Source organism: Achromobacter sp. SLBN-14 (genome assembly GCF_006715415.1).
In the GTDB taxonomy this organism is placed as follows: domain Bacteria; phylum Pseudomonadota; class Gammaproteobacteria; order Burkholderiales; family Burkholderiaceae_B; genus Achromobacter; species Achromobacter mucicolens.
The window spans coordinates 4,499,626-4,524,204 of record NZ_VFNE01000001.1; the positions used below are offsets into that span (position 1 = coordinate 4,499,626).

Annotated in this window: 26 protein-coding genes; 11 read left to right on the forward strand and 15 right to left on the reverse strand. The window is 66.6% G+C overall.

The annotated features are described in order from the left end of the window. Positions 1–25: 25 nt before the first annotated feature. A complete protein-coding gene (locus FBY20_RS20590; protein ID WP_056323428.1) occupies positions 26–544 on the reverse strand; it encodes a DUF6496 domain-containing protein in 519 nt (172 codons plus the stop codon). Between the two features lie 188 nt (positions 545–732). Here FBY20_RS20590 and FBY20_RS20595 point away from each other — a divergent pair, with 188 nt between their 5' ends. Continuing rightward, positions 733–948 (forward strand): dodecin, encoded by a 216-nt coding sequence (locus FBY20_RS20595; protein ID WP_062842102.1) that lies wholly within the window; start codon positions 733–735, stop codon positions 946–948. Positions 949–1,681: 733 nt separating this feature from the next. On the opposite strand, the gene FBY20_RS20600 is transcribed toward FBY20_RS20595, so the two are convergent. Beyond that, complete coding sequence (locus tag FBY20_RS20600; protein WP_056323434.1) at positions 1,682–2,236, reverse strand: NADPH-dependent FMN reductase; 555 nt, start codon at positions 2,234–2,236, stop codon at positions 1,682–1,684. Positions 2,237–2,392: 156 nt separating this feature from the next. After that, positions 2,393–2,767 (reverse strand): oxalurate catabolism protein HpxZ, encoded by a 375-nt coding sequence (gene hpxZ / locus FBY20_RS20605; RefSeq protein ID WP_056323436.1) that lies wholly within the window; start codon positions 2,765–2,767, stop codon positions 2,393–2,395. A gap of 201 nt (positions 2,768–2,968) precedes the next feature. Between hpxZ and FBY20_RS20610 the strand changes: the two genes are divergently transcribed. Beyond that, positions 2,969–3,508 (forward strand): antibiotic biosynthesis monooxygenase, encoded by a 540-nt coding sequence (locus FBY20_RS20610; protein ID WP_056323439.1) that lies wholly within the window; start codon positions 2,969–2,971, stop codon positions 3,506–3,508. Between the two features lie 50 nt (positions 3,509–3,558). Here the strand turns inward: FBY20_RS20610 and FBY20_RS20615 are convergent, their stop codons facing one another. The 6 genes from FBY20_RS20615 to FBY20_RS20640 are packed head-to-tail and all read right to left on the reverse strand — an operon-like array spanning position 3,559 to position 8,591. Then, positions 3,559–4,266 (reverse strand): GntR family transcriptional regulator, encoded by a 708-nt coding sequence (locus FBY20_RS20615; protein ID WP_056323441.1) that lies wholly within the window; start codon positions 4,264–4,266, stop codon positions 3,559–3,561. A gap of 43 nt (positions 4,267–4,309) precedes the next feature. Then, complete coding sequence (locus FBY20_RS20620) at positions 4,310–5,698, reverse strand: AtzE family amidohydrolase (protein ID WP_056323445.1); 1,389 nt, start codon at positions 5,696–5,698, stop codon at positions 4,310–4,312. Continuing rightward, positions 5,695–5,877: a DUF4089 domain-containing protein gene (locus FBY20_RS20625; protein WP_056323446.1), complete on the reverse strand. Its 183-nt coding sequence runs from the start codon at positions 5,875–5,877 to the stop codon at positions 5,695–5,697. The genes FBY20_RS20620 and FBY20_RS20625 overlap by 4 nt, the downstream gene beginning before the upstream one ends. Before the next feature lie 27 nt (positions 5,878–5,904). Then, positions 5,905–6,726: an ABC transporter ATP-binding protein gene (locus tag FBY20_RS20630; RefSeq protein ID WP_056323449.1), complete on the reverse strand. Its 822-nt coding sequence runs from the start codon at positions 6,724–6,726 to the stop codon at positions 5,905–5,907. After that, positions 6,726–7,580, reverse strand: coding sequence for an ABC transporter permease (locus FBY20_RS20635; RefSeq protein ID WP_370458350.1), 855 nt, complete (start codon positions 7,578–7,580; stop codon positions 6,726–6,728). The genes FBY20_RS20630 and FBY20_RS20635 overlap by 1 nt, the downstream gene beginning before the upstream one ends. A 3-nt stretch (positions 7,581–7,583) precedes the next feature. Next, complete coding sequence (locus FBY20_RS20640; RefSeq protein ID WP_056323453.1) at positions 7,584–8,591, reverse strand: ABC transporter substrate-binding protein; 1,008 nt, start codon at positions 8,589–8,591, stop codon at positions 7,584–7,586. 239 nt (positions 8,592–8,830) lie between these two features. On the opposite strand from FBY20_RS20640, the gene FBY20_RS20645 reads away from it, so the two are divergent. Both FBY20_RS20645 and FBY20_RS20650 read left to right on the forward strand, forming a co-directional pair. Continuing rightward, on the forward strand, positions 8,831–9,751 hold the full coding sequence (locus FBY20_RS20645; protein ID WP_056323455.1) for a LysR family transcriptional regulator: 921 nt from the start codon (positions 8,831–8,833) through the stop codon (positions 9,749–9,751). 112 nt (positions 9,752–9,863) lie between these two features. Next, the gene (locus tag FBY20_RS20650; protein WP_142054327.1) at positions 9,864–10,532 is read left to right on the forward strand and encodes a DUF4286 family protein; all 669 of its coding nucleotides are present in this window, start codon (positions 9,864–9,866) and stop codon (positions 10,530–10,532) included. Positions 10,533–10,558: 26 nt separating this feature from the next. Here FBY20_RS20650 and FBY20_RS20655 read toward each other — a convergent pair whose 3' ends face one another. The 3 genes from FBY20_RS20655 to FBY20_RS20665 all read right to left on the reverse strand — a co-directional run bounded on the left by FBY20_RS20655 (position 10,559) and on the right by FBY20_RS20665 (position 13,432). Then, positions 10,559–11,518 (reverse strand): tripartite tricarboxylate transporter substrate binding protein, encoded by a 960-nt coding sequence (locus tag FBY20_RS20655; protein WP_056323460.1) that lies wholly within the window; start codon positions 11,516–11,518, stop codon positions 10,559–10,561. 80 nt (positions 11,519–11,598) lie between these two features. Continuing rightward, positions 11,599–12,399, reverse strand: coding sequence for a class II aldolase/adducin family protein (locus FBY20_RS20660; protein WP_142054329.1), 801 nt, complete (start codon positions 12,397–12,399; stop codon positions 11,599–11,601). Between the two features lie 106 nt (positions 12,400–12,505). Further along, positions 12,506–13,432 (reverse strand): LysR family transcriptional regulator, encoded by a 927-nt coding sequence (locus FBY20_RS20665; protein WP_056323466.1) that lies wholly within the window; start codon positions 13,430–13,432, stop codon positions 12,506–12,508. 201 nt (positions 13,433–13,633) lie between these two features. Here FBY20_RS20665 and FBY20_RS20670 point away from each other — a divergent pair, with 201 nt between their 5' ends. The 5 genes from FBY20_RS20670 (at position 13,634) to FBY20_RS20690 (ending at position 19,630) form a co-directional block, all read left to right on the forward strand. Then, entirely contained in the window at positions 13,634–14,932 is a 1,299-nt protein-coding gene (locus FBY20_RS20670; protein ID WP_056323468.1) for an imelysin family protein, read from the forward strand. Then, on the forward strand, positions 14,929–16,446 hold the full coding sequence (locus FBY20_RS20675) for a di-heme oxidoredictase family protein (RefSeq protein ID WP_142054331.1): 1,518 nt from the start codon (positions 14,929–14,931) through the stop codon (positions 16,444–16,446). Before FBY20_RS20670 ends, FBY20_RS20675 begins: the two co-directional genes overlap by 4 nt. Continuing rightward, on the forward strand, positions 16,446–17,546 hold the full coding sequence (locus FBY20_RS20680; protein WP_142054332.1) for an imelysin family protein: 1,101 nt from the start codon (positions 16,446–16,448) through the stop codon (positions 17,544–17,546). Before FBY20_RS20675 ends, FBY20_RS20680 begins: the two co-directional genes overlap by 1 nt. Beyond that, complete coding sequence (locus FBY20_RS20685) at positions 17,536–18,645, forward strand: DUF1513 domain-containing protein (protein WP_174245484.1); 1,110 nt, start codon at positions 17,536–17,538, stop codon at positions 18,643–18,645. The genes FBY20_RS20680 and FBY20_RS20685 overlap by 11 nt, the downstream gene beginning before the upstream one ends. A 148-nt stretch (positions 18,646–18,793) precedes the next feature. After that, positions 18,794–19,630: a mechanosensitive ion channel family protein gene (locus tag FBY20_RS20690; RefSeq protein WP_056323479.1), complete on the forward strand. Its 837-nt coding sequence runs from the start codon at positions 18,794–18,796 to the stop codon at positions 19,628–19,630. Between the two features lie 116 nt (positions 19,631–19,746). Here the strand turns inward: FBY20_RS20690 and FBY20_RS20695 are convergent, their stop codons facing one another. Further along, positions 19,747–20,508, reverse strand: a complete 762-nt coding sequence (locus tag FBY20_RS20695; RefSeq protein WP_056323481.1) for an IclR family transcriptional regulator — start codon at positions 20,506–20,508, stop codon at positions 19,747–19,749. A 161-nt stretch (positions 20,509–20,669) separates the two neighbouring features. Between FBY20_RS20695 and FBY20_RS20700 the strand changes: the two genes are divergently transcribed. After that, positions 20,670–21,659, forward strand: coding sequence for a tripartite tricarboxylate transporter substrate binding protein (locus tag FBY20_RS20700; protein ID WP_056323484.1), 990 nt, complete (start codon positions 20,670–20,672; stop codon positions 21,657–21,659). 119 nt (positions 21,660–21,778) lie between these two features. Here FBY20_RS20700 and FBY20_RS20705 read toward each other — a convergent pair whose 3' ends face one another. Further along, positions 21,779–22,555, reverse strand: coding sequence for an RNA methyltransferase (locus FBY20_RS20705; RefSeq protein ID WP_142054336.1), 777 nt, complete (start codon positions 22,553–22,555; stop codon positions 21,779–21,781). A 129-nt stretch (positions 22,556–22,684) separates the two neighbouring features. Between FBY20_RS20705 and FBY20_RS20710 the strand changes: the two genes are divergently transcribed. Next, positions 22,685–23,470, forward strand: coding sequence for an inositol monophosphatase family protein (locus tag FBY20_RS20710; RefSeq protein WP_056323489.1), 786 nt, complete (start codon positions 22,685–22,687; stop codon positions 23,468–23,470). A 62-nt stretch (positions 23,471–23,532) separates the two neighbouring features. Here the strand turns inward: FBY20_RS20710 and FBY20_RS20715 are convergent, their stop codons facing one another. After that, on the reverse strand, positions 23,533–24,531 hold the full coding sequence (locus FBY20_RS20715) for an FAD:protein FMN transferase (protein ID WP_142054338.1): 999 nt from the start codon (positions 24,529–24,531) through the stop codon (positions 23,533–23,535). Positions 24,532–24,579: the final 48 nt, after the last annotated feature.

Below are 24,579 nucleotides of genomic sequence, written 5' to 3' on the forward strand. Positions count from 1 at the left end.
GGTTCGCCTATGTCAGACCGCCATATCAATGCGCCGCATGATGCCCGCCTGCGGCCTGCTTGTTCGCTGCACGCGTGCGTGCCGCCTTCTTGGCAGCGGCTGAGCGTCCAGCCGCACCCTTGGTCGCGGCTGCCTTGCGCGCGGCGGCCGAGCGGTCCGCAGCCGTGCGCTTGCTGGCCGTCTTGGTCGCGTTGCGTGACAGCGCGGACTTCGACGCGGGCTTGGTGCTTTCCTTCTTCAGGGCTTTGGTCGTGGCCTTGGAGCGCGTGCTCGACTTGGCATGGCCGTCGTGCGCCGCGCGGGTGTCCTGCGCTGCCTTGCGTTTGGTCTCGGCGCTGGCGTTCTTGGGCGTACCCAGCTTCACCCCGGCGCGGCGCGCCTTGGACAGGCCAATTGCGATCGCCTGCTTGCTGGATCGCACGCCATGCTTGCCCTCGCGCACATTGTCGATTTCCTCGCGCACGAATTCGCCGGCTTGCGTCGATGCTGATTTGCCTTCGCGCTTGTCTCGCTTCGCGCGCTCGATGGTCTTTCGTTCAGGCATGGTGGTCTCCTTTGCTTCGCATTGCAAAAGTGATTCCGTCGCCGGTCGAGACCGCGCGACGGAACTCGTAACACCACTCTATCGCTGCGCAGGTATCCTGTGTGTTCGAATGGATTGCCGGTCGTAAGCGCCGGAACACGGCGAAAGTACCGACGATTCACGACTCACCCCCTATGCGGAGACGAGCTATGTCGAATCATGTCTACAAGCAGATCGAGTTGGTGGGCTCTTCCACCAAGTCCACCGACGATGCGATCGCGAAAGCCATCGAGCGCGCGTCCGAAACTTTGCGCAACCTGGATTGGTTCGAGGTGACCGAAGTGCGCGGCCACATCAAGGACGGCAAGGTGGCGCACTGGCAGGTAGGGTTGAAGATCGGCATGCGCCTGGAAGGCGATTCCTGATCCCGCCGCTGGTCATTGCTTGACCACGCCTCGCAAGTGACTGTCGCATAACGAGTTTCTGTACTTGTTGTGCGACTGTTCAGAGGCTTGTCCACATTCCATGGGGACAAGCCTGTCCGCTTGTCCACCGTCCCATCTCGTCCTCATCCCGCGCGCTGCGGCGGCGGCACGGTGAGCGATTCTTGCCCGCACCCTGCAAGTCGATGATCTGCAAGGCTTTTGGCAGAGTACTCGCAGACTGTCCTCAGGCTTATCCACATTTGGCGGGGACAACCCCAGCACGGTTAAACCGCGTTTGGGCCTTTCTTGACCACGCTATGTAGGGCATTGATATGAAACGGGATTTTCCACCTGCCCTCATACTGTCCTCATCCTTGTCCACAGAAGGCGGGGACAAATCCACACTTGGGCGCGCGCCATCGCCCTGACACCCCCAACAACGCCGAAAACCGGGGATAACTCCATCAGAAATCGTCCATAAGGATGATTGCGCATTTATTGACCGCGCGTCGCAAGTGCTTGCCGAGACAGGGAATTTTTGATCTGCCCCAAGGCTGTCCTCACCTTTCTCCACAGTTGGAGGGGATAAGTGGGGGCGAGCCGGAAGATGCGATGGTGTCTGGCACCCAACGATAAAAAAAGCCCCTCGACGCATCGAGGGGCTTGATCGCCCGGAGGTAGATCGGGCGATCGGCGCCGGCACGCGCGGGGCGTGGCCGGCGTCGGCGGCAGATCAGGCGTTCATTTTCTTGATCCAGTCGACGTAGCGGTCCACCCAGCCCTGCAGGAACTTGCGGGTGCCTTCGTTGGTGATGGTGAACTGGTCGTCGACGAGGCCTTCGGAATACTGCAGGAAGACTTCCGGTGTGGTGAGCGCGTTGGCGCCTTCGGCGGCCAGGATGTTGCGCAGGTGTTGCTGCATCATGGCCGTGCCCGCGGCGCTGGGCGATGCGCCCAGGATGCCGACGGCCTTGCCGGTCCACGAGTTCTGACCCCACGGACGCGAACCCCAGTCGATGGCGTTCTTGATGGCGGCCGGGACCGAGCGGTTGTGCTCAGGAGACACGAACAGGATGCCCTGCGCGTCGGCGATTTGCTGCTTGAGCTTGGCGGCGGGGGCGGGCAGGTTGTTTTCGTTGTCCTGGTTGTAGAGCGGGATGTCGCCCAGGCTCACATACTCGAACTTGAAGTCGGCCGGAACCAGCTTTTCCAGCGCACGCGCCACGCGCAGATTGATCGAGGCGGCGCGCAGGCTTCCGACGAAAACCGCAATCTTGTATGTGCTCATGAGCAGGGGCTCCAACAAGGAAAAGGGAACGGCCAGTGTAGACCTGCAGAAGTCCGGGCTCAATGCCGTTTGCGAATATTCACAAGGCGTTCGGTAATGTAGGCCTTATGCCCGCAGGGCCCGCGCGCCTTGACGGTACGCGGGCGATCGACGATGTCACGTCATCAGACTGACATGGGCGGCGACGACGCGCCAGCCTTCGGGGGTGCGCATCCACGTCTGGCTCTGGCGTCCGGTGCGGGCGCTACCCTCGCGCTGGAATTCCAGGTTGGCGGTGGCGAAGTCCCGGCCATAGGTGGTGATGGCGGTGCGCAAGACTTGTCTTGCCAGGCCTTGCGGCGAACGCTGTGCGCGGAAGGCACGGATCTCGTCGTAACCGTAGAGGTTTTCGCCGGCGCCGTAACGCAGGGTATGAGGGCTGTTCCAGAACAGGGTGTCCAGCACCTCCACGTCGTTGGAAACCAGCGCCGCTTCGTAGCGTTCGACAACCGCGGTGACCTCGGCCACGACGTCGGGCAGATTGATGTCCATTGCTGCTTATCTCCGGTATGCACCAGCTTGGTGCGTGAGGTAGGGGTAATCACCAATATGGGGTGTGTTGCGGTGCGCAAATATCCACGCGCCGGACCCCGGAAGTCCTCGCAAGGCGGGATTGCTGCGCTGCAAGGCTGGCACGCCGTTTGCTAGGGTTAACGTGCATAACACGCTGCACGCTGCCCCAGGAGTATCACCATGTCCGCATCCGCCGTTTCCGTTCCGGTCACCATGATGGTGACGCGGCACATCGCGCCCGAACGCTATAGCGATTTCCTGTCCTGGATGCGCCAGGGCGAAATCCTGGCGGCGGGCTTCCCGGGGTTTCTGGGATCTGGCGTGCTGCAACCGCCCGAAGGCGGCGACGAATATCAGATCTTGCTGCGCTTCACGGACGAGGCGAGCCTGAGCCGGTGGGAGAAATCCCTGCCGCGCCGCATGTGGCTGGAGCGCGGCGCCAGCCTGGTGCGGGCGAGCCACGAGCATCGCGTGAAGGGCACGGAAGGCTGGTTTGCGCCCAAGGCCAGCACGCCGCCGCGCTGGAAGCAGGCGGTCAGCATCTGGCTGGCCTACTTTCCGGTGCTGCTGGTGTTCTCGATGCTGGTGAGCGAACACTTGAACATCCTGCCGGTGTTCTGGCGCGTGCTGATCACGAGCGTGATACTTACGCCCATCATGGTGTTCTTCTGCATTCCATTCATCTCGCGCGTGCTGCATCGCTGGCTGCGCGCCGGCTGAGGCCGCGGGGGCGCTGAGCCGCGCGCCGGGCGCGGCGGTGTCCTTCACCTTCACGCGGCCTTGGCGCGGCGGGTCGAGTACAGCCGGTGCAGCGTGATCTTGCGCACGGCGTTCTGGCTGTCCTGGATATGCGCGCGCAACAGTTCCGCCGCGCCCACGGCATCGCGCGCCAGGATGGCGGACAGGATCGCGGCGTGTTCCCGGTACGTGGTGCCGATGCGGTCGGGTTGTGTGAAATCCAGCCGCCGCACGATGCGTATCCGCTCGGTGGCGGCGCGGTGCACGCGTGCGATCTCCGGGTTGCCGGCGGCCGCCACCAGCTCGACGTGAAAGCGTTCGTCCAGGTCCGCCAGCCATTCGCAATCGCTGGAACGGTCGTTTTCGTCCACCAGCCACGTCTCGGCAAGCGGACGCAGCGCCAGTAGCGGATCGGGCGACTGACCCGGCGCGCACAGCGCATGCACCGCGGCCGCTTCCAGCACGCTGCGCAGCTCATAGAAATGATCCAGCGTTTCGAAATCCAGCGGCTTGACCAGCCATCCATTGCGCTGGCGCACCTCTAGATAGCCTTCCCGCTCCAGCCGGAACAACGCCTCGCGCACGGGCGTGCGGCTGACCTGCAGGCGATCCGCGATCTCGGTCTCGGTGAAGCGGTCGCCCGGCGCCAGGCGGAAATCCAGGATGTCGCGCTTGAGCGTGGTGTACGCGGAGTCGGCCAGCGTGCGCGGCATGTCGATGGCGGCGAAGGCGGTGTCCATGTCGAGGCTCCAGGCGTTGCGGGTGGTGGGGCGGGATGGGCGGTCAGACTGGCCGGACGCGGGCTGCGCCGGCTTGTTCCAGCGCATGGGCTGCGCGCAGGCAGTCGATCTCACGCCACGGGGCGGCGATAAGCTGCACACCCAGCGGCAGATGGCCGTCCTCGTCCAGCTCCGGCCACGTGGGCGCGGTGCAGACCGGCAGGCCGATCGCGGAAATCGGTTGCGTCAGCAGGCCCATGCTGGCGCGGGCCGGCAGTTGCTTGCCCGCCAGCGTCAGCCAATCCGCGCCGATGGGCGTGGCGCTGACGGGCGTGGCCGGGGCGATGAGGACGTCGTAGTGTTCGAAGAGGGCCAGCGCTTCGAGATAGGCGCGATGGCGCACGCGCTGCGCCTGCTGCACCCAGGCCGCGGGGACCAGGCTGCCGGCCACCAGGCGGTCACGCGAATGCGGTTCGTAGTAGTCGTAGTGCGTGACGAGCCGGCGGCGGTGCAGCGCCCCGCCTTCGGCCGCGGTGATGACGAAGGCGGCGGCGCGGGCTTGCGCCGCGGCGGCAAAGTCGACCTCATCGGTGGCGCCCAGCGCGCGCGCGGCAATCTCAACGGCGCGGCGCGCCTGCGGCCCCGCCCATTCCGAAAAATACCCGCCCAGCACCCCGACGCGCAGCGCGCCCGCGCCCTCGGAAAGGGCCGGCAATGTGGGCGTGGCGGGGCGCTGCGCGCAGGCGATGTCGGCCTCGTCCGGGCCTTGCAGCGCGTCGTAAGCTGCGGCCAGATCGCCGGCGGTGCCCGCGAAGGGCCCCAGATGATCCAGGCTGCCGACAAAGGGGAAGGAGCCCGTGCGCGGCAGGCGGCCGAAGGTGGGCTTCAGGCCGAAGACGCCGCATAGCGAGGCCGGCACGCGAATCGAGCCGTTGGTGTCCGACCCCAGGGTCAGCGGCACCAGACCGCCGGCCACCGCGGCGGCGCTGCCGCCGGACGAGCCGCCCGCGATGCGGGCCGTGTCGTGCGGGTTGCGGCACGCGCCGTAATGCGTGTTTTCCGTGGTGAAGCCGTAGGCGTGTTCATCCATGTTCAGTGCGCCGATCAGCACGGCGCCCGCCTCGCGCATCCGCGCCACCAGCAGCGCATCGCGGCTGGCGGGCGGATTGGACGCGTTGACGCGTCCGCCGGCCAGCGTGACTTCGTCGGCGACATCAAAGAGGTTCTTCACGGCGTAAGGCACCCCGGCCAGCGGCGGCAGCGTGTCGCCGCGCGCCCGGCGCGCATCGATGGCCAGCGCTTCCTGCCGCGCGCGGCTTTCCGTCAGGGCCGTGAAGCAGTTGTAGCGGGGATCGCGCTCGCGCACGCGGGCGAGGGTGGCGTCCAGCACCGCCACGGCGCTGCGTTCGCCGCTGCGCACCTGGCGGGCGATATCGTGAGCGGGGCCGGTCACGGGCGGAACACCGAGGCCGATTCCAGTTCCACCGGCAGCGGCTCGTCTGCAAACGCGGCGGCGATGTCGTGGATGCGGGCGAACTGCTGCGCGACCTGCTCGGTGGCGGACTCGCGCAGCGCATACCCCGACAGCGCCAGCGCGCTGCGCACGTATTGGTCGATGGTTTCCTGTGTCATGGCGGATGCTCCCGGTGATGGCGTGGGTTACTTGCGCACTTCGCGCTGGAAGATCTCCAGGCTCAGTTTCTTCATCTGGATGAAGCTGGGCTCGGACAGCGTCTCGACTGTGCGAGGGCGCGCATCCGTGTAGTCCAGGATCTCGGCGACCCGCGTGGGGCGCTTGGTCAGGAGCAAAACCTGGTCGGCCAGGTACACGGCTTCCTCCAGGTCATGCGAGACCAGCAGCATGGTGGTGCCGGTCTGCAGGAAGACTTCCTGCAGCTTCTCGCGGATGAAAAGCGTCATCTCGAAGTCGAGCGCCGAAAACGGTTCGTCCAGGAACAGCACCTCGGGCCCGGGCGCCAGTGCGCGCATGATCGAGGCGGTCTGCTGCTGGCCGCCGGAAAGTTCGTAGGGATAGCGGTTCAGATCGAACTTCACGTCGAACGAGGCCACCAGTTCCTCGACGCGCGCGTCGACCTGGGCCTTGCTGCGGCCTTCCAGCCGCAGCGGATAGGCGATGTTGTCGATGGTGCGCAGCCACGGAAACATGGCTTCGCGGTAGTTCTGGAAGACGTAGCCGATCTTGGTCTGCGCCAGCGATTTGCCGTCGAACAGGATTTCGCCGGCATCGATGGGGATGAGGCCCGCGATCATGTTGATCAGCGTGGACTTGCCGCAGCCGTTGGGACCGAAGACCGATACGATCTTGCCCTTGGGAATGTCCAGGTTGAAGTCTTCATACAGCGGCCAGCCGGCGAAATACTTGGTCAGGCCGCGGATGGTGATGTGCGTGCCCAGCGGGCCCGGCTGAAAGGGCGCGGCGGCCGGTCCGGGCGCGATGGCGGGATTGATGACGGTGGACATTATCGGCCGCTCCAGTGAACCACGCGCTTTTCCAGCACGAGAAAGAGAATGTTGAGCACATAGCCCAGTGCGCCGGCCGCCAGGATCGCGGCATACATCTCGCGCACGTTCAGCACCTGCTGCGCATTGATGATCCGGTTGCCCAGGCCGCTGTCCGAGCCGATGAACATCTCGGCCACGATCACGATGACCAGCGCCATCGACACGCCGCTGCGCAGGCCGACGAAGGTGGGCTGCAGGCTTTCCCAGATCAGCACGTCCTTGAAGATCTGCCAGCGCGAGGCGCCCATCACGCGCGCCGCCATCACCCGCTGCTTGCGGGCATTGATGACGCCGTAGGCGCTGTTGAACAGGATCACCAGCACGGCCGCGAAGGCGGCGATGGCGATCTTGTTCATATCGGTCACGCCGAAGATCATCAGGAACAGCGGGATCAGCGCGGAGGACGGCGTGGAGCGGAAGAAGTCCACCAGGAACTCGACGCTGCGGTAGGCCTTTTCATTGCTGCCCAGCAGCACGCCCAGCGGCACGCCAATCACGCCGGCGATCAGAAAGGCCTGGACCGTGCGGTTCAGCGAGGACAGGAAGTCGGCCAGCAGCGGGCCGCCCGCCATGCCCTTGACGAGCGCCACGATGGTGGCGCTGGGCGTGGGCAGCAGCACGGGGCTGACCAGCTGCAGCCGCACCACCAGGTCCCACACGATGAACAGCGCCAGCGGGCCGATCAAAGGAAGCAGGCGCGCGCTGTTGAACTTGCGCGGCGGTTTGGACATGGCCGGCTGCGCCTTGGGTGGCGCGGTGCTGGAGGCCGTGGAAGGGGCGGGCGTGGCGCCCGTAGCCGTGGTCGCGGTCATGGATCAGCCCTTGTAAAGCATGGTCGAGACGTCGACCTTTTGCGCGAAGATGCCCTTGTCGGTGAAGAGGTCGAAGAACTTCTGGAAGTACTGCACGTCGCTGGGCGTGAACTCGTTATGCAGCGTGTAGGCGGCCAGCGGCACTTCCTCGGTCATCGGACCTTCGATGGCGGTGTAGCCCTTCAGGAAGGGGCGCGCCTCGGCGGGGTTGGTGCGGATCAGTTCGATGCCGCGCGCGTACGCGGCGATGAATTTCTTGCTTTCCTCGGGATGCTTTTTCAGGAAGGCGGTGGTGAGCGAGGCCGAGCCGCCGAACCACGGCGCCATGGGATCGCCCAGCACGTATTTGGCGATCACGCCCGTTTCCAGCACGCGGGTCGTGCCGTTCAGGCGGCCCACCGTGCCCGTGGGTTCAAGCGTGTAGCACGCATCCAACTGGCCGGCGGCAACCGCGGCGACGTGCTGGCTGATCGCCAACTCGACCACGGTTGCTCCGGTTGCGCCGGCGCGCTCCAGTACTGCCTTGGCCAGCGTGGAATTCTGGATGCCGGGACCAGAACCGACCTTTTTCCCCTTGAGGTCTGCGATGGATTTGATGGGACTGTCTTTCGCGACGATGAACTCGTCCAGCACGTTCTTTACGTTGCTGGGGTTGGACGCAAAAATCTTGAACAGGCCGGGCGAGGCGATCTCGCCGATGGCCAGGTTGGCCGAGCCCGTGCCGTTGGCGCTGCCGTCGGCACGGCCCGCGAGCATGGCTTCCATGACCTGCTGCGCGCCGGCGAACTTCAGCGCCTCGACGTTCAGGCCCGCTTCCTTGAAGTAGCCTTTCTCGATGGCGGCGTAGAACGGCAGGCCTGCGGCCACGGGCCAGAAGCCGATGCGGATGACCGGACCCGATTGCGCGCGCACCAGCGCCGGGGCGGCGAGCGCCGCGGCGCCCATGGCGGCGCCCTGGATCAGGCGGCGGCGGGTGGCGTTGAAGGCGTAGGGTGCGTTGCGATCGATCATGTGAGGCTCCTGGGCTGCTTGAGTGGGGGCGCTTGTAGACAAGCTTGCATACCAGTCATCAAGCAATACCCGTGCCAGGTTGCGCGCGGGAGGGTTTGCCCCGTGGTGCGCCCCTTGCCGCTTCAGGCTGGTGCCCGCCGTGAACCAAAATGGTGCAAGGCGCACCACATAAGGGGACATAGCGCCTCGCCGCGCAGTCGGGCACGCGCGGCCGCCGGGATGGCAGTAGCATGTGGCCCATGAACACGCGTTTTGTCGAAGCCTTTCTGTGGTCCGCCCGGCTGGGCAGTTTCCGCGCCGCCAGCGACCGCCTGCACATCACGCAGGCGGCGGTGGCAAACCGCGTCGCGTCGCTGGAAGAAGACATTGGCGCGCGCCTGTTCGAACGCGACGCCAAGGAGCTGAAGCTCACCGCGGTCGGCACGCGGCTGCTGGACTACGGCGAGCGTCTGCTCGAGATCCGGCAGCAGATCCTGTCGCTGGGCAAGCGGGGCGACGAGGTCGCCGGCCTGGTGCGCATCGGTGCGATCGAAACCGTCGTGCATACGTGGCTGATCGGTTTTCTGACGAACCTGCGGTCGACGTATCCGGGCATCGAGGTGCAGCTCACGTCGGAAACCACGCGCGCCCTGCATCGCGGCCTGCGCGAGGGCACGCTGGACATCGCGTTTCAGACGGATGTGCTGAACGACACGGGCATCATCAGCATGCCGTGCCTGCCGATGGAAATGGGCTGGGTCGGGCCGGCGGGGGGTGAAGACGCCATGACGGTGCATGACCTGCTGGGCGAGCCGGTTTTGACGATGAGCCCGGGCTCGCAGCCGCACGAGGCGCTCAAGGCGCTGTACCGCGAGGTGGGCATGCCGCAAGGCAAGGTGCATTTCGTCAGCTCGATCTCGGCGCTGGCGCGGCTGGTGCGCAGCGGGTTCGGCCGCGCGCTTGTGCCGTTGCCGCCCATCTACGAATACGTCGCGCGCGGCGAGATCCAGGTGATCCGCACCGACCTGCCGGCGCCGCCGCAGCTGCTGGTGGTGAGCTACCTGGAAAGCGGCGGGTCCGACGCCATCCGGCTGGTTGCCGAGCTGGCCTGCCGCGCGTCGGATCAATTCACGGCCGCAGTGGTGGCCCCGCAGGCCGAACCGGCCCGTTGGCAAGGGTGAAAACCCCGGATCGCCTTCAGTAATTCTGTTGCCGGGCGCAAGATTTATTGGTTTGCCGCGCGGCGGCCTGCGCCCGAAGATGAGGCCTTGCTCATCCCGACCCTCTGACGCCATGACGCCTGATTCCGAATTCCCGCTTGTGCCCAACGGGCTGCTTTTCGTCGCAACCGACGTCGATCCCGCCGATGAACCGGATTTCAACCGCTGGTACGACCGCGAGCATGTCGAGGAACGCGTGCGGATTCCCGGCTTCCTGTCGGGCGCGCGCTATGTGTCCGTGCAGGGCGGGCGCAAGTATCTGGGCCTGTACCGCACCCAGTCGCTGGGCGCGTTCACCACGGCGGCTTACCGCGCCGCGTTCGAGCGCCAGACCGCCTGGTCGGTGGCCAACCTGGACCGCATGCGCGATCCGATGCGCCGCGTGTGCGCGGTGGAAGCGGTGACCGGCGCGGGCAGCGGCAGCCAGCTTGTGGTGCTGCCCTTGCCGGTGGGCTGTGCGGGTGCGCCGGTGGGACGGGCGCGTAATGCCGGCGCCGAATTGCATGAGGTCGAAGGCTTCGTGCGGTCTTGTCTGCTGGTGCCCGACGCGGCGCTCAGCACGCCCCTGCCGCGAGAGTCCGCCAGCGGCCGCGTGCTGTCGCCCCTATTTGTTGTCGAGGCCAGCACGCCGGCCGCGGCGCGAATCTTGCGCGATGGCGCCGCCGCGGCCTTTGATGCCGATCCCGCCGCAGCGTGGTGGTACGCGCTGGGGTGGAAGCTGGAGGGGGCGGACCTCGCGTAGCGGCTTGCCGCTTGCGGCCCAGCGCGTCAATGCGCCTGCGGATCGAACTTCTTGACCAGCACGGCCCACTTGTCGTGTTCGCTCTTGATGAAGGTGGCGAACTGCGCCGGCGTGCCGCCGACCGGCTCGGCGCCTTCACGCAGCATCTGCTCGTTCAAGGCGGGCAGCGTCGCGTTGACTTCGCGGTTGACCAGATCGACCACCTGCTGCGGGGTGCCCTTGGGGGCGAAGAAGCCAAACCACGAACCCGCGTCAAAACCCGGATAACCGGATTCCGCGATGGTCGGCAGCTCGGGCAGGGTGGCGGACCGTTGCTGCGTGCTGACCGCCAGCGCGCGCAGCTTGCCGGCGCGAATGTGCCCGATCACGGACGGAATGGTGGCGAACATGAAGTCGATGCGGCCGGCCAGCAGGTCGTTCACGGCGTCCGCGCCCTTGTACGGCACGTGGGTGGCGTTGACCTTCAGTTCGTCCATCAGCATGTAGCTGGACAGGTGCGACGACGTGCCCACGCCGGTGGAGCTGTAGTTCAGATCGCGCGCGGACTTCACGTATTTCAGAAAGCCCTGGATGTCCTTGGCGGGCGAGGAGGGCGGCACGACCAGCACGTTGGGCACGGTCGCGATCTGCACCATCGGCACCAGGTCGGTGAGCGGATCGTAGGACAGCTTGTTCAGCGACGGGTTGACCGCGATGGGGCCGACCGAGTTCACGATCAGCGTGTGGCCGTCGGGCGCGGCGCGCACCACGTACTCGGTGCCGATGTTGCCGCCCGCGCCGGGTTTGTTTTCCACGACGAAGGGCTGGCCCAGCTTCTGCGTGAGCGTGTTCGTGACGCTGCGGGTGAGCGTGTCGGTGGTGCCGCCGGGCGAGAAGGCCACGATGACCTTGACCGGCCGGTCGGGATAGCCGGCGGCGATGGCGGCGGGCGCGGTACAGGCGCCCGCCAGCGCCGCGCAAGCGAGCAGGGCTTGGGCAGTTTTCATGATGTCTCCTCGCGTGGTCGTTGTCGTGTGATGAGGGCCCCGTGCCGCCACGCCGGCCGGGACGCTGAAAAATCGGAAGGTCAGTCGCGGTAGCCGGGATCGATCCGGTCCAGCTTGCGCAAGAGCGCGGGCCACTCCATGACGCCGTAGGGGCGGCGGGTGCCAGGCTGGTAGTTGTTCCAGGTTTCTTCCAGCACCGGTTGCGGCACGGGCTGAAGCCGAGCGCCCGTTGCCATGGCCGCCAGTTGCGAACGGCAGGCCAGTTCCAGGCGGTGCATCCAGTTGAAGGCCTCGCCCACGGTGCGGCCCACGGTCAGCGCGCCGTGATTGCGCAGGATCAGCGCCTCGCCCTGGCCCAGATCGGCCAGCAGCGAGGCTTGTTCGTCGGTGCCCAGCACCACCCCCTGGTAATCGTGGTAGCCGATCTTCAGAAAGCGCATGGCGGTCTGCGTCAGCGGCAACAGGCCGCATTCCAGCGACGACACGGCCATCGACGCCCAACTGTGGGTGTGGATGACGCAGTCCACCTCGTGGCGGTGGGCATGCACCGCGCTGTGGATCACATAGCCGGCCTTGTTGATGCCGTAGTTCAGATCGCCGAAATCGGGCTGGGACAGGATGGTGCCGTCCAGGTCGACCTTGATGAGGCTGGACGCCGTGATCTCCTCGTACATCATGCCGTAGGGGTTGATGAGGAACGCGTTGTCCTCGCCGGGCACGCGGGCCGAAATGTGGTTGGCCATCATGTCGGCCATGCCGTAAAGCTCGACCAGCCGGTAACAGGCCGCCAGGTCCACGCGGGCTTGCCACTCGGCGTCGGAGCAGTGGGGGCGCATGGAGGAAATGCCCAGCTGGCCGGGGCGATTCGGAGTAGTGGTCATCGGATTTCGTGAAGGTAAATCGCCGCGGCACGCTGCCGCGACTTGATGTGGATCAATTTATCTTCTAGAAAACCGACCGCCTAGGGATCCTAAGCGTATGGGGGCATCACGAATCGAGAAGGGTGGCGCCTGGCCAGCCGCCGTGCCGGACCAGGGCGCGCATGGCGTCCAGCAGCACCACGCGCGCGGCCAGGGCCGCGGGCGAGAGTTCGTCGTCGCTGATGCAGTAGATCTGGTTGCGGCGAAAGAGATACGGGTCGTCGATGGGGTGCATGCTGAGCAGCCCGGTTTCGACGCGGGCCACGGCAGCGCCGGGCTGGATCGTCGCGATGGGATGGGCCTGGACCAGGTCCATCAGCGTGGTCAGGCCGTCGACCTCGACGCCGATCCAGGGCTCGATGCCGGCCCGCTCGAAAGCCGCCTCGACCCACGCGCGCAGCCCGTGCGCCTTGCTGGTGACGGCAAGCGGCAGCCCCGCCAGATCGGCCATGCGGACGGGTTCGCCATCGGGACGCTCCATCATGCCGCGCGGGGCCAGCAGGAACAGGCGTTCGTCCAGCACCGGCACCACGCTGCGGCCTTGCGCGCTGTCGTTCTGAAACAGGACGGCCAGATCCAGCCGGCGGGCGTTGAGCAGGTCGCCCAGGTTGCCCGACAGGCCCTCGACCAGATGCAGCCGCACGTTGGGATAGCGCTCGGTCATGGCGGCATAGAACGGACGCGCCAGCAGCGACGCGGTGGTGGGCGCGAAACCGACGCTGACCGTGCCGGCCAACCGCGCCTCGCGCGCGGCCGCAATGGCGCTTTCCGCATGCCGCAGCGTCAGCTGCGCCTGCCGCAGGAAGGCCGCGCCGGCGGGCGTGGTGGTCACGCCCGTGGTGCTGCGCGTGAGCAGCCGCGTGGCCAGCTCGCTTTCCAGCCGGCTGATCTGCTGGCTGAGCGCCGAGGCCACCACGCCCAGGTCTCGCGCGGCCCGGCCAATGCTGCCCAGTTCGGCGACGCGGACGAAGTAACGGAGTTGGCGCAATTCCATGGGGCGAATTCCAGAGTGAAAAAGCAGGGCCGGCAAGACCATTTGCGGCCTGCCGCAGCATACTTTTTTTGTTCAAAAAGTTGTCAGCTATCTGAACAGGGCCTGAATAACAAACGAAAATTGTTTACACTCGCATCCACAAAATTCAAGCCGGAACGGTCCGCCGCGGGGGCGAGCCGTCCGGATTACGGGAGAAATTCGATGCGCAAGTTGCTTTTGGGGGCGGTGCTGGCTGCTGCGGTGTATGGCGGAACGGCGATGGCCGCCGTCGAACCCAAGGCCGTGGTCGCCACGTACTCCGATCTGGCGCTGGCCGGCTACGAGGATTCGCTGACGGCAGCCAAGAAGCTGCGCGAGGCCATCAATGCGCTGGTCGCCAAGCCCAGCGCCGACACCCTGAAGGCCGCGCGCGAAGCGTGGATCGTGGCGCGCGTGCCCTACCAGCAGACCGAGGCCTACCGTTTCGGCAACCCCATCGTCGACGACTGGGAAGGCCGCGTGAACGCTTGGCCGCTGGATGAAGGCCTGATCGACTATGTCGACGCGTCCTACGGCACCGAAAACGACGAGAACGCCTTCTACGCCGTCAACGTCATCGCCAATTCCAAGATCTCGGTGGGCGGCAAGACGGTCGACGTCAGCAAGATCACGCCCGAACTGCTGTCCGAAGTGCTGCACGAGGCCGACGGCAACGAAGCCAACGTGGCTACGGGTTATCACGCGATCGAATTCCTGCTGTGGGGCCAGGACCTGAACGGCACCGGCGCAGCGCCCAAGGACCGCAAGGGCACGCCGCAGGAGCGCCATTCCGGCAACCGCCCGCACACCGACTTCGATCCCAAGCAGTGCACCGGCGGCCACTGCGAACGCCGCATCGAATTCCTGAAGGCCGTGACGGACCTGCTGGTGACCGACCTGGAAGAAATGGTGGGCAACTGGAAGAAGGACGGCGCCGCGCGCAAGGCCGTAGAAGAGGATCCGAAGGCGGGCCTGATCGCCATGCTGACCGGGCTGGGCAGCCTGTCGTACGGCGAACTGGCGGGCGAGCGCATGAAGCTGGGCCTGATGCTGCACGATCCCGAGGAAGAGCACGATTGCTTCTCGGACAACACGCACAACTCGCACTATTACGACCAGATCGGCATCCGCAATGTCTATCTGGGTTCGTACACCCGCATCGACGGCAAGACCGTGTCGGGCGCGAGCCTGTCGGAACTGGTCAAGGCCAAGGATCCCAAGCTGGACGCCGAGGTGCGCGCCAAGCTGGACGCCACGGTCGCGGCCATGCAGGCCATGAAGACCCGCGCCGAGACGGTCGAGACCTATGACCAGATGATCGCGGACGGCAACAAGGAGGGCAACGCGGTGGTGCAGGCAGCCATCGACAGCCTGGTGGCGCAGACGCGCAGCCTGGAGCGCGTGATTACGTTGCTGGAACTGGGCAAGGTCGCCATCGAAGGTTCCGACAGCCTGGACAAACCTGACGCCGTATTCAAGTGAAACTCGTATTAGCCGCCGTACTGGCGGCGTCGGCCCATGCCGGCGCCGCCGCCGCGCCCGCCGCGTCCGGCGGGCGTGACGACCTGACGCCCGAAGACCAGAAGCGCGTCACCGCCATCACGGCGCCCACGCAGGATTTCTCGAAGATCGAATCGTTCGAGACCATGCAGGCCGGCGCCGCCACCACCAACAAGCTCATCAACGCCGACATCTTTTCGCAGCCGTCGGCCAACATGAGCTTTGAAGGCCGCCAGGAATTCCAGGTCGGCAACGGCCTGTTCCGCAAGGACTGGGTGTCCGCGCCCGCGTCCACGCAGGCGTCCGACGGCCTGGGACCGCTCTTCAATGCGCGCTCCTGTCAGGCCTGTCACACCAAGGACGGCCGCGGCACGGTGCCGGGCTTCGATCCGCTGGAACGCACCGACGCCGTCGCCTTGCTGCTGCGCCTGGCCGTGCCGCAAGGCGCGGACCGGGGGCATCCCAAGCTGGGCGCCGGCGAGATCGCGGCCTTGCCGGAACCCGTCTACGGCGTGCAGCTTCAGAATTTCGCGGTCGCGGGCCTGCCCGCCGAAGGCCGCATGGAGATCGAGTACGAACCCGTGCCGGTCGCGCTGCGCGGCGGCGAGACCGCCACGCTGATGAAGCCTACCTACCGCATCGAGAACCTGGGCTACGGGCCCATGCGCGCGGACACGCAGATCTCGCCGCGGCTGGCGCCGCCGATGATCGGCCTGGGCCTGCTGGAATCGATCCACGAGGCCGACATCCTGGCGAACATCGGCGCGGACAAGCGCGACGGCATCGTCGGCAAGGCCAACTGGGTCACCGACGCGCGCACCGGCCAGCGGGCGCTGGGCCGCTTCAACCTGAAAGCCGGACAGCCGACGGTCGAGCAGCAAAGCGCCGCGGCGTTCTCCAATGACATGGGCCTGTCCACGCCGATGTTCCCCAAGCATTCCGGCGACTGCACCGCCGCGCAGCCGCAATGCCTGGACATGCCGCATGGCGCGCAGCCGCGCTTCGGCCCGGAGGAAGTGCCAGCCAAGCTGATGGACTTCATCACCACCTATTCGACGAATCTGGCGGTGCCGCAGCGGCGCGATGCGGACGACGCGCGCGTGCTGGCCGGCAAGAAGCTGTTCTACGAGGCCAATTGCGTGGCCTGCCACGTGCCCAAGTACGTGACCAGCCGCAATGCCAAGCAGCCGGAACACCGCTTCCAGCTCATCTGGCCGTACACCGACATGCTGGTGCACGACATGGGCGACGACCTTGCCGACGGCGTGAGCGACGGCATGGCCACCGGCCGCGAATGGCGCACGCCGCCGCTGTGGGGCATCGGCCTGACCAAGACCGTCAATCCCAATGCGACCTGGCTGCATGACGGGCGCGCCCGCACGCTGCTGGAAGCCGTGCTGTGGCATGGCGGCGCGGCCAAGCCCGCGCGCGACCGCGTCGTGAACATGACGCCCGACGAACGCGCGGACCTGATCCGCTTCCTGGAGTCGCTGTGATGGCCCGTTCTGTCCGCCTTCCGTTCAAGCGCGCCGCGGCCGTGGCGCTGATGCTGGCGGCGCCGCTGTCTGCGCCGAGTTCCGCGCAGGCCGCCTTGCCCGGCGACCTGGGTGAACGCCTGGCGCGCGATTACGCGCGGCCGGCGGTGGCCAAGATGACGGACGCCGCCGTGGCCCTGGAAGGGGCGCTGGGCGGCTGGTGCGCCAAGCCTGACGCGGCAGGCGCCAAGCGCGTCGGCGATGCCTTCGGCGCGCTGGCGCACGCGTGGTCCGGTGTCGAGATCCTGCGCTTCGGCCCGCTGGTGCAGGCCAACCGCTTCGAACGGCTGGCGTTCTGGCCCGATACGCGTGGCGTGATGCCCCGCCAGGTGCAGGCGCTGATCGCGGCCAAGGACGACGCGCTGCTCCAGCCCGGCGCGCTGGCCGGACGCAGCGTGGCGGTGCAAGGGCTGCCCGCGCTGGAATATGTGCTCTATGGCGAACCGGATCTGCTCAAGCAGACCGGCGCGCCCGGTTTTGCCTACGCCTGCGGCTATGCCACGGCCATCGCGTCCAACGTGGCGAGCATCTCGCGCGATGTGGGCGAGGCCTGGAGCCCGCAGGGCGCGTTCGGCCGCCAGTTCGCTGCGCCCAAGCCGGGCAACGACCTGTACCGCAGTTCGCAGGAGGTGGCGGCCGAGGCCATGAAGGCCTTGTCGACCGGACTGCAGTTCGCGCGCGACGTCAAGATCGAACCGGTGCTGGGCGATTCGCCGCAGGCCGCGCGGCCCAAGCGGGCGGCGTTCTGGCGCAGCAATCTGTCGACCAGCCTCTTGGCCGCCAACGTGGATGCGCTCAAGGCGTTCTATGTGGCGGGCGCGTACCCGTTGCCGGCGGGCGAGGGCTGGATGGATGCGTCGGTGCGGGGCGAGCTGTCCAGCGCGGCGCACACGCTGCGCGATGTGCCGGTTCCGCTGGATGCGGCGCTGGCCAGTGAAGAGGGACGCCGTCTGCTCATGCTGGCATCGCTGACGCTCAAGAACGCCAAGGCCATCGTCGACGAGAACCTGGCGCCTGCGCTGGGCGTGACCATCGGGTTCAATGCGCTCGATGGTGATTGACCGGCGCCGGTTCCTGGCGCTGGCCGCCGCGCTGGGCTTGCCGCCCGCCGCCGCGCGCGCCGCCATGCCCGCCGATGGCGGGCCGCTGTACCTGACCGCGCGCAAGCGCGGCGGGCGCGACGAGGCCGTGGTGCTGGACGAGACCGGCCGCGACCGCCTGGCCATCCCGATGCCCGCCCGCGGCCACAGTTTTGCGATCGATGGCGCCACGGGGCGCGCGGTCGTATTTGGCCGCCAGCCGGGCTTTTTCGCGCTGGGGTTTTCGCTGGCCGGGGGCGAGCCGGTGGCGCTGGCGCTGCCCGACGATCGCCATTTCTTCGGCCACGGCGCGTTCGTGCAAGGCGGGCGGCTTCTGGCCGCCACGGAAAACGACTTCGAGGCCGGGCGCGGCGTGCTGGGTCTGTACGACGCCACGCCGGGCGGCGATTACCGGCGCGTGGGCGAGTTCGACGCCGGCGGCATCGGTCCGCACGAAGTCGTGCTGCTGCCTGACGGCAAGACGCTATGCGTGGCCAATGGCGGCATCCTGACGCATCCGGACTACGGCAAGCTGGAATTGAACCTGGACACCATGCGGCCGTCGCTCGCGTATATCGACGCGGTCACCGGCCAGCTGCAGGAAAAGGTGGAGCTCGCGCCATCGCTGCATCGGCTGTCGATCCGGCATCTGGCGCTGGCGGCCGATGGCGCGGTGTGGTTCGGTTGCCAATACATGGGGCCGGCGGCCGACCGGCCCGCGCTGGTCGGACGGCACCGCCGCGGCGCGGCCCTTGAACTGTTCGAAGGACCGCCCGAGACGCTGCGCAACATGCGCAACTACGTCGGCTCCGTCGCGGTCGATGCCGCAGGCGGCATCGTGGCCACCTCCAGCCCGGTTGGCGGGCAGGTGATCTACTGGGATGCCGCCAGCGGCAAGTGCCTGGGGACCACCGCGCTTGCCGACGGCTGCGGCGTCGCGCCCGCCGCGCAAGCGGGCTTCCTGGTCACGAACGGTTTGGGCGCGATGATCCGCACTGACGCTCAAGGCAAGGAAAAGCCGGTCCTGCCGCCGTCGCGCGATGTCTCCTGGGACAACCACTTTCGCATCGTGCCTGCGTAACGCGGCTTTGCCTGCTGGCGCCGGAAGACCTATGCTGCAGGTCGGTTCTCTTTACAAAGCCTGACACTCCCGCCAGGCGCCGCGCCGTTTTGCGCAAGCCGCTTCTGATACATTCTTCCGTCGATTTTTTTTCGCAGGAGGTTCCTCCATGGATGAGGCCGTAAAAGAGTTCTATCTGTGGGCGCCCAGGCTGATGGACATGGGCATCAATCTGCTGGTTGCCTTGCTTATCCTGGGCATCGGCTGGTGGGTGTCTTCGTTGCTGGGCGGTTGGGTCCGCCGGGCCGCCACGCGGTCGCCCAAGATCGATCCCACGATCGTTCCCATGTTCTCCACGACCGTGATCTGGGCGGTACGCATCTTCACGGTGATCGCGGTGCTGGCGCGCTTTGGCGTGCAGACGGCCAGCCTGATCGCGGTGCTGGGCGCCGCCGGTCTTGCCGTCGGTCTGGCCTTGCAGGGCACGCTGCAGAACATCGCGGCCGGCATCATGCTGCTGATCCTGCGCCCCATCCGCGCCGGCGAATACATCGCCCTCAGTTCGGGCGCCGACGGCACGGTCGAGGAGGTGGGCCTGTTTCTCACGCGTCTCGTGCAGGGCGATGGCATTCATCTCACGCTGCCCAACAGCACGGTTTGGAACGCCACCATCACCAACTACAGCCGCAACAAGACGCGCCGTCTGGATATCCCCGTGCCGGTGCGTTATGGCGACGATCTGGATGCGGTGGTCGCCAAGCTGCAGCAGATCGTGGATGCGCGTCCCGATGCGTTGAAGGATCCGGCGCCGCAGGTCAAGGTGTTCGACTACAAGGAAAACGGCGTCACCGTGAACGTGCGCGTGTGGGCCGAGTCGGGCAAGTACTGGGAATTGCGCTGGAGCCTGTACCAGGAAATCCGCCGCGCGCTCGAAGAGGCCGGTTTCCAGGCCCCGATCCCGCTGCGCGAGATCCAGAATCCCAAAACCGGCGCCGCGGCTTCCTGAACGAGGCGCGCAGGGCGTCGGGCATGAAAATGGGAGCCTCGCGGGGCTCCCATTTTTTTACGTCGCAGCATTGTGGCTTTCTTCAGTGCATGAAAGCGACGAGGCCGATCCCCGGTTCAGGCCGGCATCGCCAGCCGGGCCAGTTCCGTCTTGATCCAGCCCGCGATCTCGCGCTGGCGCTGCGCGGGCATGCGGTCGATGATGGCCGTCACGCTGACCGCCAAGAGGGGCGCGCCCTGTGCGTCCAGCAGCGCGCAACCCACGCCCAGGGCGCCGCGTACCGCATGGTTGCCCACCACGGAATAGCCGCGCGCACGGGTGTTTTCGATGAGGCGGAACATCTCTTGCGGCGTCATGCCGCCGTACTCGTCCAGCCTGCCTGAGTTGCGTTCGACGATGCCGCGCGCCACGTCGTCGGGCAGGGCCGCCAGCAGCGCCATGCCGCCCGATCCCACGCCCAGCGGCTGGCGCTTGCCCGCGTACGTGGCCAGGATCTGCACGGGATAGCTGCCGATCTCGCGATGCAGGCTGATGGAATCGTCTTCTTCGCGCACCACCAGGAACACGGCGTCGCCGGTGCGGTCGGCCAGGCGGCGCAGCACGGGCAGCAGCTGTCGCACGCGCGGGTCGCGCGAACGCGTGTCCGGGTCCACGGCGAGCTGGGCGCGGTACTTCTTGGTGCCCGTGACCGGCAACACCAGGCCGGCGTCCAGCAGCGCTGCCAGCAACCGATAGATGGTGGGACGCTGAATGCCGGTCAACCGGGCAATGTCGGTCACGCTCAGGCCGTCCGGGCCTTGGTCTCGCAGGGCTGCCAGCACGGCCAAACCACGGCGTAGCGTGCGTGGGCCGGCGGACGCGGCATCGCTGTCTTGCATGCAAATCTCTGAAAACTAAGGGTTATCAACGAACGGACGAGGGAAAACCATTGTCCGTAGGGTGGACTCTACCTTGATGCCATCCGCATGTATAGCGCAGAATGCGTTCATCCAATAATTCAAATCGTCCATCTAATGGACAGTACCTGCACGGAGACACTATGACTACAGGTCACAAGCCTGGCATGCGGCGTCTGGCCGCCACCCTTCTGGCCACCGCCGCAAGCGCATTTGCAATGGGTTCCGCCCACGCTGCCTATCCCGACAAGCCCGTCCGTATCGTGGTCGGTTTCTCGGCCGGCGGCACCACCGACGTGATCGCCCGGATCATGGCCAAAGAACTGACCGAGTCGCTCGGCCAGTCATTCGTGGTTGAAAACAAGCCGGGCGCCGGCAGCAATATCGCCACCGACCAGGTCATGCGCGCCACGCCCGACGGCTACACGCTGCTGTTCGTGGCGGTGACCAGCGCGATCAACCAGACCCTGTACAAGAACGTTTCGTTCGACCTGACGAAGGACTTCGCACCGGTCGCCCTGGGCGCCAAGGTGCCGAATATCCTGGTGGTCAATCCCCAGGTGCCGGTCAAGTCCGTGAAGGAATTGGTCGACTACGCCAAGAAGAATCCGGGCAAGCTGGCTTTCGCCTCGTCCGGCAGCGGCACCTCCATCCACATGGCGGGCGAGCTGTTCAAGATGAAGGCGGGCATCGACGTCCTGCACGTGCCGTACAAGGGCAGCGCCCCGGCCATGACCGACCTGATCGGCGGCCAGGTGCAGTTCATGTTCGACAACATGCCGTCGGCCTGGCCGCACGCCCAGTCGGGCAAGCTGAACGCGCTGGCCGTGACCACGCGTGAGCGCTCCAAGAGCGCGCCGGACCTGCCGACCATGCAGGAATCGGGCTTTGCGGACTTCGACGTGTCGTCCTGGTTCGGCCTGCTGGCCCCGGCCGGCACGCCGCCGGAAGTGATCAACAAGCTCAACGCCGCCATGCAGCAGGCGCTGGACAAGCCCTCTGTGCAGACCAGCTTTGAAAAGCTGGGCGCCGTGGGCGTGAAGACCACGCCGGCCGAATTCGGCCAGTTCATCAAGTCGGAAGTCGACGGCTGGGCCCCCGTGGTCAAGGCCTCGGGCGCCAAGGTGGACTGACCGGCATGACCGCCGGCGAGCTGCCGGCGGACGGGCCAAACAAGAAGGGACGGGCAATGCCCGTCCCTTTTTTATTCGTGCATTTGGCAATGCCGTTGCCGGCCTGCCGGTCCGGGCGGCTATTTCTTCTTGACCGCGTTCAGCATCGCCGTGCAGACGCCACGCATCATGTCCACCTCGTCGCGGGTGAGCGACAGGCGCGAATACAGATGGCGCATGCGCGGCATCAGCTTCTTGGGATGGGAGGGGTCCAGGAATTGGACGCCGACCAGCGCTTCTTCCCAGTGGGCCAGAAAGGCCTGGACCGCCTCGCTGGAGGCAGGGGCCGCGCCGCGCGCGGGCTCCTGGGCGGTGGAACGGGGCAGCAGCTCGGCCCCCTGGTCCACCAGCAGGGCGTAACGCAGCTCCCAGGCGGCTAATTGCAGCGCCTGGGCGACGTTCAGCGAGCTGTACTCGGGATTGGCCGGGATATGGCAGATACGGTGGCACAGCGCGATCTGCGCGTTCGTCAGGCCGGCGCGCTCGGTGCCCAGCACCACGGCGGCCACGCCCTCGGCCGTGTCCGCCAGATGCGCGCAGGCCAGGTCGGCCGCCTGCCGGATGTCGCAAGGCGGAGGGCCCAGGTCACGGACCCGGGCAGTCAGCGCAAACGCCAGCGTGACGGGCGCCAGGGCTTCTTCCAGCGTCGGGTAGATGCGGGCGTTTTCAAGCACGTCCAGCGCGCCGCTGGCCAGCGCCACGGCCTCCGGCTGGCTTGTTACATCCGGGAATTTGGGGTCCACCAGGACCAGTTCCGAGAAGCCCATCGTCTTGATTGCGCGGGCCGCGGAACCGACGTTTCCGGGGTGGCTGGGGTTCACCATTACGAAGCGAACACGTGAAAATGCTTGAGTCATTTAAAATGGCACGTTTGGCTTCGTGCCTTCCTGGTTTTTTGGGTCGATTTCCCCGTGGGGGCGACGGCGCGGCGGGGGGCGGCAAGCGGCCTATCATCAAGCCAACTCATCGCATACGTACGGAATTTTATGCACCCGATGCTCAACATCGCCATCAAGGCGGCCCGGCGTGCCGGCACCATTATCAACCGTGCCAGCATGGATTTGGAACGACTCAGCGTGGCTCGCAAGGGTCCGCGCGATTATGTCACGGAAGTCGATCGGGCCGCCGAAGAGTCCATCGTCGAAACGCTGCACGCGGCCTATCCGGACCACGCCGTTCTGGGCGAGGAGTTCGGCCTGCAGGGTCCTGACCAGGCGGAATTCCAATGGATCATCGATCCGCTGGACGGCACCACGAACTTCATCCACGGCCTGCCCAACTACGCCGTGTCGATCGCGCTGACGCAGCGCGGCCAGGTCACGCAAGCGGTCATCTATGATCCGTCGCGCAACGAACTCTTCACGGCCAGCCGCGGCAGCGGCACGTTCCTGAACGATCGCCGCGTGCGCGTTTCGGGCCGTACCCGCTACCACGACGCGCTGTTGGGCGCGCACTGGCCCAACGCCGGCGACCCCGAACAGGGTTCGCAGCGTTTCCGCCAGATGGCCGAAGGCGCCACGGGCGTGCGCCGCCTGGGTTCCACCGTGCTGGATCTGGCCTACGTGGCCACCGGCCGCCTGGACGGCTTCTGCGGCGTGGGGCTCAAGCCCTGGGATCTGGCCGCGGGCAGCCTGATGGTCCTGGAAGCCGGCGGCCTGGTCGCCGATTTCGACGGCGAACAAGGCTGGATGGACAGCGGCAACGTGCTGGCCGCCAGCCCCAAGATCTTCACGCAGATGCTTGCCACGCTGAACCCGCCGTCCGCCGCCTGATCGGCGCGGCACAAAGAAAAACCGGCCCTCGTGGCCGGTTTTCTTTTTATCAATCGGGCCGATCAGGCGTCGCCGTTCTGCGTAATGAGCTGTCCGTCGGGCAGCACCATCCACGCTTGCACACCCAGGCGTCGCACCAGCTGCGCGGTGCGATCCAGCGGCATGTTCGAGAACGCGGTCGACAACGCATCGGCCGCGGTTGCCGTGGACGCCATGACCGACACGCTGCGGTACAGCGGCCGCGCCCGGCCGCTGTGCGGATCGAAGAGATGCGAATACCGTCCCTCGGCATCGAACGGCGTGCCGTAGCCGCCGGACGTGGCAAGCGCCTGGTTGCTGATCGGCACCTGCGTCAGGATCTGTTCCGGGGACAACGGGTCGGCCAGCCCGACGCGCCAGCCCGTTGCGCCGGCCGATGCATCCAGGCCGCGGATTTCGCCCATATCGACCAGCGCGCGCTCCAGCCCGGCATGGCGAAGCAGGTCCGTCACGCGGTCCGTGATGTAGCCCTGGGCGATGCCGTTCAGCGTAAGCGCCATGCCCGGCTGCAGGCCGATGCGTTGCGGGTCGATCTCGATGCCTTGGTACGAGACGCGCTGCAGGGCCGCTGCGATGTCGGCCTGCGCCGGCCCGGCCGCCGATGCCCCCGGCCGCGCGAAGTGATCGGCATACACACGCCACAACGGCTGCACGGAGGGATCGAAGAGGCCGCCGGTCAGTTCGGCGTAGTGCCGGCTTTCGCTCAGCAGCCGGACAAGATCGGACGGCGGATCGGCCAGATACCCCTGGCGGTTCAGGACCGACAGCGCGCTGTCGTCGCGATACAGGCTGAATACCCCTTCCAGCCGCCGAAGTTCTTGCAGCGCCTGTTCGATCAGCCGTTCGGCCGCCTGGCGGTCGGGATGGTACAGCCGCAATTCCGCATCGGCGCCCAGCGCCACGCCTTGCCAGCGCGTGGGTGCGATGGCCGCTTGCGCGCGGCGCCATAAGCTGGGGGCGAGGGCCAGCGCGGATGACGCGGCGACGATACCGAGGAAGCGGCGGCGGGTGGGACGGTTCATGGCGTTATCTACTGAAAGGGCGCAAGGGGCAGGGACGCTTCGAGGCAG